Annotated in this window: 13 protein-coding genes; 4 read left to right on the top strand and 9 right to left on the bottom strand. The window is 41.9% G+C overall.

Going from position 1 to position 8,573, the window contains the following annotated elements; all coding sequences use genetic code 11:
• Positions 1 to 144: 144 nt before the first annotated feature.
• The 3 genes from AC06MN_RS13660 to AC06MN_RS13650 all read left to right on the top strand — a co-directional run bounded on the left by AC06MN_RS13660 (position 145) and on the right by AC06MN_RS13650 (position 1,456).
• On the top strand, positions 145 to 495 hold the full coding sequence (locus AC06MN_RS13660; protein ID WP_475672944.1) for a hypothetical protein: 351 nt from the start codon (positions 145 to 147) through the stop codon (positions 493 to 495).
• A 47-nt stretch (positions 496 to 542) separates the two neighbouring features.
• Positions 543 to 833 (top strand): hypothetical protein, encoded by a 291-nt coding sequence (locus AC06MN_RS13655; protein ID WP_475672943.1) that lies wholly within the window; start codon positions 543 to 545, stop codon positions 831 to 833.
• A 371-nt stretch (positions 834 to 1,204) separates the two neighbouring features.
• A complete protein-coding gene (locus tag AC06MN_RS13650) occupies positions 1,205 to 1,456 on the top strand; it encodes an XRE family transcriptional regulator (protein ID WP_475672942.1) in 252 nt (83 codons plus the stop codon).
• An 11-nt stretch (positions 1,457 to 1,467) separates the two neighbouring features.
• Here the strand turns inward: AC06MN_RS13650 and AC06MN_RS13645 are convergent, their stop codons facing one another.
• The gene (locus AC06MN_RS13645) at positions 1,468 to 2,721 is read right to left on the bottom strand and encodes a serine/threonine protein kinase (protein ID WP_475672941.1); all 1,254 of its coding nucleotides are present in this window, start codon (positions 2,719 to 2,721) and stop codon (positions 1,468 to 1,470) included.
• 121 nt (positions 2,722 to 2,842) lie between these two features.
• Complete coding sequence (locus tag AC06MN_RS13640; protein WP_475672940.1) at positions 2,843 to 3,400, bottom strand: hypothetical protein; 558 nt, start codon at positions 3,398 to 3,400, stop codon at positions 2,843 to 2,845.
• A gap of 82 nt (positions 3,401 to 3,482) precedes the next feature.
• Here AC06MN_RS13640 and AC06MN_RS13635 point away from each other — a divergent pair, with 82 nt between their 5' ends.
• The gene (locus AC06MN_RS13635; RefSeq protein WP_475672939.1) at positions 3,483 to 3,734 is read left to right on the top strand and encodes an XRE family transcriptional regulator; all 252 of its coding nucleotides are present in this window, start codon (positions 3,483 to 3,485) and stop codon (positions 3,732 to 3,734) included.
• Positions 3,735 to 3,775: 41 nt separating this feature from the next.
• On the opposite strand, the gene AC06MN_RS13630 is transcribed toward AC06MN_RS13635, so the two are convergent.
• The 7 genes from AC06MN_RS13630 to AC06MN_RS13600 all read right to left on the bottom strand — a co-directional run bounded on the left by AC06MN_RS13630 (position 3,776) and on the right by AC06MN_RS13600 (position 8,483).
• Entirely contained in the window at positions 3,776 to 3,994 is a 219-nt protein-coding gene (locus AC06MN_RS13630) for a hypothetical protein (RefSeq protein WP_475672938.1), read from the bottom strand.
• Positions 3,991 to 4,437 (bottom strand): DUF3990 domain-containing protein, encoded by a 447-nt coding sequence (locus AC06MN_RS13625; RefSeq protein ID WP_475672937.1) that lies wholly within the window; start codon positions 4,435 to 4,437, stop codon positions 3,991 to 3,993. The genes AC06MN_RS13630 and AC06MN_RS13625 overlap by 4 nt, the downstream gene beginning before the upstream one ends.
• Positions 4,438 to 4,457: 20 nt before the next feature.
• Positions 4,458 to 4,673, bottom strand: coding sequence for a DUF3791 domain-containing protein (locus AC06MN_RS13620; protein WP_475672936.1), 216 nt, complete (start codon positions 4,671 to 4,673; stop codon positions 4,458 to 4,460).
• Between the two features lie 202 nt (positions 4,674 to 4,875).
• A complete protein-coding gene (locus tag AC06MN_RS13615) occupies positions 4,876 to 5,820 on the bottom strand; it encodes a bifunctional riboflavin kinase/FAD synthetase (RefSeq protein ID WP_475672935.1) in 945 nt (314 codons plus the stop codon).
• Positions 5,817 to 6,812 (bottom strand): aspartate-semialdehyde dehydrogenase, encoded by a 996-nt coding sequence (locus tag AC06MN_RS13610; RefSeq protein ID WP_475672934.1) that lies wholly within the window; start codon positions 6,810 to 6,812, stop codon positions 5,817 to 5,819. Before AC06MN_RS13610 ends, AC06MN_RS13615 begins: the two co-directional genes overlap by 4 nt.
• Before the next feature lie 33 nt (positions 6,813 to 6,845).
• Positions 6,846 to 7,148, bottom strand: coding sequence for a nucleotidyltransferase family protein (locus tag AC06MN_RS13605; RefSeq protein WP_475672933.1), 303 nt, complete (start codon positions 7,146 to 7,148; stop codon positions 6,846 to 6,848).
• Positions 7,149 to 7,277: 129 nt separating this feature from the next.
• The gene (locus AC06MN_RS13600; RefSeq protein WP_475672932.1) at positions 7,278 to 8,483 is read right to left on the bottom strand and encodes a TlpA family protein disulfide reductase; all 1,206 of its coding nucleotides are present in this window, start codon (positions 8,481 to 8,483) and stop codon (positions 7,278 to 7,280) included.
• Positions 8,484 to 8,573 lie beyond the last annotated feature (90 nt).

The following is an 8,573-nucleotide window of genomic DNA, read 5'->3' as shown; positions in this document are numbered from 1 at the left end:
TGGTAAGTTGCTTGCGCTCCGTTGCAGACAGACTTACCTCGTACTTCTGGATAGGCATAATCGTATCGTGTTGTATGTGACGCGGCAAAGATACGATTATTCTTTGTTTTATGCAATATTTAGATATTACAAAGTACTAGAAGGATGAGGGAATACCTATTCATTTATTGGTATATCAAAGGTGCAGCAAACGAAGAAGAGCAATTCGACGAAATTAAATACATAGAGTCAATGTTGCCGCAACTCAAATCAATCATTGATATGGAAATGCTAACCTATTGGGGCGAAATTCTCGAACAACAATGTGATAAAAACTGGAGAGACAAGTATCCCGAACTGGTTGTGTTGGGCGATGAAGAAAGGTTCAGGGAAAATGTGATTCGCAATGCCGAGTATTATACCCAACTTGCTTCAACGGGTTATTCCATAGAGGCATTTGCCCAAATGTTATGCGATTTCGACAACAGCCAATGCAAAGTAATGAGCAACCTATAGTAACAATAAACAACTGATTTACAAACACAAAATTAAAAACACAAACAATGAATAAGGAAGCAATTCAGGCAATACTTGCCAAACATCTCAACGAAAAGAGGAAGATTGAAGATATTTGGCTTAATAACAACAACCTCTTGGGTTATGTGGAAGAAACAGATTGCTATATCGAAAAACGCAGTCCAGTTGAAGTACAGCATGAGGATGGTTGTTTGGTGTTAAAAGGCCATCGCTACAGATACGATAAATATAATAGAAAAGTGGAGTATGATTATGATTTCATCGAATATGTGGCATATACAACCATCAAGGAAATACTTGTCAATTACAAGAAATAACCGCTCTGTTTTTAGCAATAATTGCAAATGCGCGTTGCCAAAAGGAGAGCAAATGCAACTTTTTGCTCTCCTTATCAAATAATTTTCCTATTTTTGAAGCCTCAACAAAATAGGAGAATCGACAGGAGAAACAGACAAAACACACATAATCTGATATAAACAGGGCTTTTGCTCTTGTTCCTAAAGTAGTAAATCTGGAAAATTTATGTCAAACAGGAATGGAGAGCGAAGGTTCATGCTTTTTAGCGTGAATCTTTCGTTTTTTATGGTTTGACAAGGCATTCCAGAGCCAACTACTTTCATAGAGGCGATAAGCGTTCACGCTATTTTTATGCCAAGGCGCAAGGGCGGAAGCCGAACCACAGGGCGGCATGGCTTACACAAAAGGCGACATACACATTGGCAACATCATCCACGAGCAACTGAGGAAAGACCAACGCAGCGTGGGCTGGCTGGCACGCGAAATTCCCTGCACGCGCAACCACCTCTACAAGGTGTTCCGCCGTCCTTCCTTAGACACGGATTTGCTGCTGCGCATCTCGCAAGTCATGAATTTCAATTTCTTCCAGTATTATGTGGCAGAAGTGAAGAAAGAGGTTTCAGAAAGAATGGGAGAAGATTAATAATCCAGTCCCTACCATTCCATATCCTTCAGTTTTTCCAAATCCTTCATGTCGAAGTCATCGCCATCTTCGGATATTTTGGGTGTTTCGGCTTGCTTCGTCTCTCCGGCAGCCTTTTTCATCTTGTTGAAATCGGCCATGAAATACCGTATGATGGCTTCGCCCGCTTGGTTGTATTTGGCACGAGCCGACTTTGATGGGTTTATCGCATTGATTTTCTCTTTGATCATCGTCCTGCCCGTCGAGACGGCCTTATCCATATAGAAATCCATGTCCGGCGAATAGCTGTCATACATATCGTTAATGGTATTGTACCAAAAACCGAATGTTGGTGCCAATGCGTTTTTCAAGTCTTCTTTAAACATGGCAATGGAGTCATCTAAAGTCAGCAAAGGTGCCGTTTCGGCAACAAAAACGGTATCGTACTGCATAAGATATACCGTATCGTGTTGAATTTCAGTTACGACATTCGCCTTTTGATTGTTTATCGAGATTGGAATGGCAATAGCACCAGCAATAACCGCCAGAGCCAAAACTCCCCAAACGGACGACCGCTTCGGTTTGACAGCCTTTATCAATTCCTCAACGCTCTGAAAGCGCTCTTTGGGATTTTCTTTCAGGCAGCGTCGCACAACGGCATCTTTCGCCAGATGAAACTGCTGCATGACTTTGCCCAAGGCATAGATGTCGGTGGCCGGTCCGATGCAATCCGTGCGGTTTTCCAACTGCTCGGGTGCGCAGTAATCGCGGCTGAACCCTGCATCATACAAGTAGCTCTCCGACCAGGCGAACCCCAAATCAATCAACTTCACATGATAGCCTTTGTTGGTGATGAGAATGTTGCTGGGTTTCAGATCCAAATGCAGCATCTGCTTATCGTGCAGATAGGCCAGGGCACTCAGCAATTCGTCAAGCAGACGCTCACGGTTTTCCTTTTTGCTGAAGAAACCGGGGTGCTTTGCGGCAAACTGCTCCAGATTGTCGCCATCCACAAAATCCATACGGATGAAAGGGCCGCGCTCATCGTCGCCGTAAGCAAAATAGCGCACGATGTTGGGATGTTCCATATCAATGCCCAATTCAAATTCCTTGCGGAACAACGCCATGTATTCTGATGAATGGCACTTGTCGGGCTTCGGCCTCTTTATGCAATAGGCACGGTTGCCCATGATGAGTTTGTAGCAGTCGGAAGTACCGCCGCTATCGAAGAGCACTTCTCCCGCATCGTGAGAAGCCTTGTTGGTAAATTCAGAGTCTTCTATCATTTCTTTTTTGTTTTTATATTGCTTTTGGCTTCTGGCTCTTTGCCTTTGGCACGTCTATCATTTGAACATACTATTTACTTTTTCTAATGAACCAATGTGCCAAAGGCCAACAGCCAATAGTCTACTCTCTTATTTTTAACATTCTCAATCCATTACGTTTTCCTGCCACATAGCATTGCTCATTGCCATCGGCATCGCAAACGGTCTTGCCGTCACGGACTATATGGCTGACATCCAAAGGATGTTCGAGACGGAAATAGTAGATGGTTATCTCATCACCAACCTGCAATTTCCCATTCAGGCTTTCCGTAATGCGGAAACGGTTTTCGCCAATGCATAGCAAGGCTAGTTTCCGTTCGGGCAGCCATTCCAACTCAATGGAAGAACCTGTCTTTATCTCGTCGGCACAGACGGCTTTTTCAGTCCATTCGCTGTCGTTTGGCACCATTCCGTTGAGGCTTTCCCAAGAATCGCAGCCCAGATAATGCGCCAAGGCATCGAGGGTGGCCTTGCGTGGCGCAATGGGCGATTTGGCATAGCCGAAAAGCCTTTTCAAGGTGTTCACGCCCAATCTGTCGGCAGCGGAAAAAGCGCTGGAAAGCACTTCAAAATCCTTGGCATTGTCGAATGACAAGCCCGATTGCTGCTTAATCTTTTCTATGATGAAATTCGGTAACATGATTCGGCAAATATACGCAAATGGATGAAATGGATGACAGCAAAACGCTTTTGTTCAGATATTTTTGCCGCAAAATTCGGTCATGGAAAACTACGACAACAACATTCACATCGGACAAATCATCGAGGCACAGCTCAAGGCCGACAAGCGCAGTGTTTCGTGGTTGGCGGCACAGCTTCCATGCACCAGAAACCATCTTTATAAAATCTTCAGAAAAAGTTCCTTGGATTGCGCCTTGCTGCTACGCATCTCGCAAGTCATGAATTTCAATTTCTTCCAGTATTATGCGGCAGAGGTGAAGAAGAGTTCGGATGAGAGAATGGGAGAAGGTTAAACGGAAAGCAGGGACGCACCGTGCATCCGAAAAATGGAAGATCAATTCAAAACGATTTCTTTTTTCAATAGTTCGTATATGTATGCAGGACTTTGCGACACCAAATCGGCATCCTTGATTTGCAAAAGAAGGTAGACTTTTGAATTGTAAACCACATTCAGGGCTTCTTCCAGTTCAAGATTATGGTCTTCGATGAGAAATCCTGTAAGCTGGTCTATGATTCTGTTTAACAGATATTCCTGAATTTGTTTGTCGCTCATATTCTTTTCAAGAGTTTAATTGACTTCTCCGTTCCAAAGAAATACTGATTGTTCAGTTCGCGGAATTGAAGTTCTTTTGTCAATTCATCGAGGGTCAAAGTTCCTTCTTCGAAACGTCCGAGAAGGTAGGCAACGCCATCATTTGCAATCGGTCCATAGACAATATCGTAATCGTGATGGAAATGAGAATCCCTGTTTCGGTTTTTGTAAATGAATTCAGCCCATTCACGTTTCGGCTTTTCAAAAAGCAAAACCTTATAGTCGGGAGAATACAATACTGTTTCATCAAACTCATACATTTGAACAATTGGCGTACCTTTAAACAGTTTTGCCTTTTTTTCTGCCAATTGTTCGGCTTGGCTTCTGATGTCGGTCAAATAAAACCCCTTTCCGAAATCCTTGTAAGGAGATGATTTGGAAAGCTCTATGCCATCAAAATCCATATTTGTTCCGTGATACAAAATCATGCCAAATATCCTCCATTGTTTTGGCAACACACCACAAGGTCGTCAACGGCATCCTCTATAGATTGCAAGTGCTCTATTTCATAAAATTCGACGAGAAAAGCGATTCCCTTGAAACGATAAAGATATTGGAAAGCATCTTTTGTCGTCATTTTGAAACGTCTTCCAAAAGCTCGGATACATGCGTTGGTATATGGAATCTGGTACTTGCTCATCGTTAGTTTTCTATTCGGTTGCAAAATTATATATTTTCCAGCAAGTTGCAACCATTTACCCAGAAATATAAAGACACAATCGGATTCGGCGAATTTCACAAACACAAAAAATGCGAAACGTTAAAATCAGGCGTTCCGCATATTCTTAATAATCACAGACTCAAATCCTTAAATCTTGAATCTTTAAATTTTGAATCCGTCATCATTGCTTCATTTTCAAAATTTTCATTGCCGAATCCTTGTCGCGGTTCAATTGGGCTTTCAGTTCCTCTAAACCGTCGAATTTCACTTCGGAACGGATGCGGTCGATGAAGCGTACGCGGATTTGCTTGCCGTAGATATCGGCATTGAAATCGAATATATTCACCTCGATGATGAAATCATCTTTGGCGCGGTCGCCAATGGTGGGGCGGCGTCCGATGTTAGCCATGGCCTTGTATTCCTTGCCTTCCAAACTGACAAGACAGGCATAAACGCCCGCATTGTTGATGAGTCTATACTCTTTTGGCAGCTCGAGGTTGGCGGTGGGGAAGCCTATCGTGCGTCCAATCATGTTGCCGCGTACCACTTCGCCTTTGACGGAATAGGTGTAGCCCAAAAGCCGGTTTGCACTTTTCACGTTGCCTTCCGACAGGGCGTGACGGATTTTCGTTGAACTGACGGCAATATGCTCAACATCTTGTGCTTCAATGCGTTCGACTTTAAAATTATACTTTTTGGCAAAATCGGAAAGTATGTTGAAATCGCCCATGCGGTTTTTGCCGAAATGATGGTCGTAGCCGACAACTAAAATGGCAGGCTTGATAGGTGCAATGATATAATCTTTGATGAAAGTTTCGGACGGGGTGCGCGAAAACTCCTTTGTAAAATTGATAATCAGTACGTTATCAATGCCGAAATCTTCAAATTTCTGTAGTTTTTCTTCTTGGGTGCAGATGAAACGCAGGTTGGAGGTGTCGATGTTCAGCACCAAGCGTGGATGTGGATAAAAAGTAACGACAACTGTCTGTCCATCAACGGAATGAGCCAATTCCTTCATTCTTTTGAATATGGCCTGATGTCCAAGATGAACGCCATCGAAAGTGCCGATGGTGACAACTGCGTTAGGAATGTTTTTAATATCGTTTATGTCGTTGAAAATCTTCATTTCTTGAAAAATTGACGGATGACATATTGCGCAATCTGAACGGCATTGGTGGCGGCGCCTTTGCGGATGTTGTCGCTTACAACCCAGAAATTCAGTCCGTTGGCAACGCTGAAATCGCGTCGGATGCGGCCTACGAAGACTTCATCTTTGTCGTAGGCGGTAATGGCCATTGGGTAAACGTTGTTTGTTGGGTCGTCTTGCACAATAATGCCTGGAAAATTGGAAAAGAGTTTGCGGATTTCATCCAATTCAAAAGGTTTGTTGAACTCGACATTGACGGCTTCGGAATGGCCGCCTGTGACGGGCACGCGGCACACGGTCGCGGTGATGCCGATTTGTGGCGCACGCAAAATCTTGTGCGTCTCGTTGACCAGTTTTTCCTCTTCGGTCGTGTAGCCGTTTTCGCAGAAATCGCCGCCGTGAGGCAACACGTTGCGGTAAATCTGGTGCGGATAAGCGGGCTTCTCGGGCGTTTCGCCAGATTCTTCCTTGTTGAGCTGGTTGATGCCTTTCAAGCCGCTGCCACTGACACTTTGGTAGGTGGCAATGACCAAACGCTTGATGTCGAAAGTTTTATGCAAAGGGGCAAGAGCCATCACCATCTGAATGGTTGAGCAATTCGGATTGGCGATGATATGTGTTTCGCGGGTGATGGTGTCGGCATTGATTTCGGGCACAACCAAAGGCACGTTGTCATCCATGCGCCAGGCCGAACTGTTGTCAATGACGTATGTTCCTTTTTCAGCAAATTGCGGCGCATATTGCCTTGAAGCCGCCGCTCCTGCGGAAAAAATAGCTATGTCGGGACAAGCATCGATGGCATCTTCAACACTGATGACTTGGTGCGTTTTGCCACGGAAAACGATTTCTTTTCCAATGGAACGCTCTGATGCAGCAACAATGAGCTCATCGATTTCAACGTGCTGTTCATCAAGTACTTGAAGCATTTTTGAGCCAACCAAACCTGTGGCGCCGACTACTGCGATTTTCATAGGAATAAAATTTATCAAATTAGAAAAACAATCTCACGCTGCTCTAAAGATATCGATTCCATATTTTTCAATTTGCTGTTTAAATAATGGTTTTAGATTGTTATGGTCTCTGACGACATCGACACGGCAACCTAACAGATTTTCAAGGAAATCAGCCGCTTCGCAAATGGTATAAAATACAGGAGGCATGATAACGAACAGGTCAACATCGCTGTCCTCGTTGTGTTGGTTGCGGGCTACAGAACCGAACAGACGCATATAGGTGATGCCGAAACGGTTTTGTAATTCATCAGCATTTGCTTGTAAAATCGCTATGTATTCCTCTCTTGTTTTCATACTAAATTTCTTGCTGCAAAAATAAAACGGTTTTTCCGTTTATTATTGATTTGAATTATTTGATGATAATATTTTCAAGTCTGATAGTTAAGTTGGATTTGTTGAAAGAGATGGTTTAATTGCATATGTTTATTTGTTGTACTGCTTGATTGCTTTTAAGATTTCTTCATCGGTAAAATGGGTTCCTTTCTTTACAACTTCGTTTTTAGGAGAGAGAAGGTAATATGAAGGATAAGCTGGAATTTCTATCAATGCTGTCAGACCCTTTCCTGCGTAAAGCAGATTGTGGACATTGTATTTTTCGGCCACCTTGCCAATATATTCCATGTTATCGCTCTGTGGATTTACGCAAATGACTTTCACGCCGTTTTTTTCAAGTACCGTTTGCCCAATGGAATCGATTTGTTGTCCCATGCGTTTGAAACCGGCATAACAGCCTTTGCAGCCAAATTCCCACAAATCAAGTAAAACCCATCCTTTTTCTTTCTGAATGGAAGTTTTGTTATTGTTCAAGTCTTTCAATTCAAAATTGGCGACTTCCGGAATTGAAAGATTTTCGTTATCTGAATAGGCGGAACTATATGGAGTATTTTTATTGTCATGTTTTGTAAATTCAGCATATTTTGGACTTTCAAAATTGAATAAATCCTTGACTTTCTTTATATTGAAGTTTTTGGTGTCTGAAACGATTTCTTTTTTAGCAACATATTTGCTTCCATCCTTTCGTGTACTTATCCAAAGAACGCTATCGAGCTCGTAACTGTTTTTATTAACATAGTGTATGGCTTCTTTCCGGTTTTTTTCATTGAAATTAGATGAATAAAAAACCAAACATGGTTTTTTCCTGATAATCGTGTCTGTCTTTTTGTATAATGCGTAATTTACAGCAGGTTGTAAATTTTCATTTCCGTAAGTATAATAATCAACGACTTTATGTTGTCCTTCTAATGATTTTTTTTGAGCTCTGAATATGCCTTTGTCTTTTTTCAAATGTGTAAGTTCACGAGTGCCGACATTTACTTCGTAAAGATTTTTCTTGTCAATTTTATAGAAATCCATAAGAGCCGTGTCAAGTACGCAGTAATAGGGATTTTTTGTGGAAAAATCATATATGAAGGTATAGTATTCAATTTCCGAAGTGTTTTTGCCAAAATAAACCTTTACATTTTTTGCGACTATACCATTCTGATGGTTTTTCATCATTTCAGAAGAAGCATAATAGTAGTCTTTCATTACTTTGAAAGTAGCTTTGAAATTGATATTTTGTGCATTAGATGTCCCAAATGTATTGAGAAATATCAGCAATAATATCACAAATTTTTTCATTATTTTCATTTCATGCTTTTTAAGTTAGTGGATGTATTCCTCTCTTGTTTTCATACTAAATTTCTTGCTGCAAAAATAAAACGATTTTTCCGTTTATTA

This window comes from Candidatus Limimorpha sp., from assembly GCF_056203535.1.
Note: the sequence above shows the minus strand (reverse complement) of the source record. Positions and strands in the feature narration are given on the sequence as shown.

Excerpts from the sequence above, each read along its gene's own strand:
- AC06MN_RS13640 (WP_475672940.1), bottom strand. The coding sequence starts at position 3,400 with ATGTTACCGAATTTCATCATAGAAAAGATTAAGCAGCAATCGGGCTTG.
- AC06MN_RS13655 (WP_475672943.1), top strand. The coding sequence starts at position 543 with ATGAATAAGGAAGCAATTCAGGCAATACTTGCCAAACATCTCAACGAA.
- AC06MN_RS13625 (WP_475672937.1), bottom strand. The coding sequence starts at position 4,437 with ATGGATTTTGATGGCATAGAGCTTTCCAAATCATCTCCTTACAAGGAT.
- AC06MN_RS13630 (WP_475672938.1), bottom strand. The coding sequence starts at position 3,994 with ATGAGCGACAAACAAATTCAGGAATATCTGTTAAACAGAATCATAGAC.
- AC06MN_RS13620 (WP_475672936.1), bottom strand. The coding sequence starts at position 4,673 with ATGAGCAAGTACCAGATTCCATATACCAACGCATGTATCCGAGCTTTT.
- AC06MN_RS13615 (WP_475672935.1), bottom strand. The coding sequence starts at position 5,820 with ATGAAGATTTTCAACGACATAAACGATATTAAAAACATTCCTAACGCA.
- AC06MN_RS13610 (WP_475672934.1), bottom strand. The coding sequence starts at position 6,812 with ATGAAAATCGCAGTAGTCGGCGCCACAGGTTTGGTTGGCTCAAAAATG.
- AC06MN_RS13645 (WP_475672941.1), bottom strand. The coding sequence starts at position 2,721 with ATGATAGAAGACTCTGAATTTACCAACAAGGCTTCTCACGATGCGGGA.
- AC06MN_RS13660 (WP_475672944.1), top strand. The coding sequence starts at position 145 with ATGAGGGAATACCTATTCATTTATTGGTATATCAAAGGTGCAGCAAAC.
- AC06MN_RS13600 (WP_475672932.1), bottom strand. The coding sequence starts at position 8,483 with ATGAAAATAATGAAAAAATTTGTGATATTATTGCTGATATTTCTCAAT.
- AC06MN_RS13635 (WP_475672939.1), top strand. The coding sequence starts at position 3,483 with ATGGAAAACTACGACAACAACATTCACATCGGACAAATCATCGAGGCA.
- AC06MN_RS13605 (WP_475672933.1), bottom strand. The coding sequence starts at position 7,148 with ATGAAAACAAGAGAGGAATACATAGCGATTTTACAAGCAAATGCTGAT.
- AC06MN_RS13650 (WP_475672942.1), top strand. The coding sequence starts at position 1,205 with ATGGCTTACACAAAAGGCGACATACACATTGGCAACATCATCCACGAG.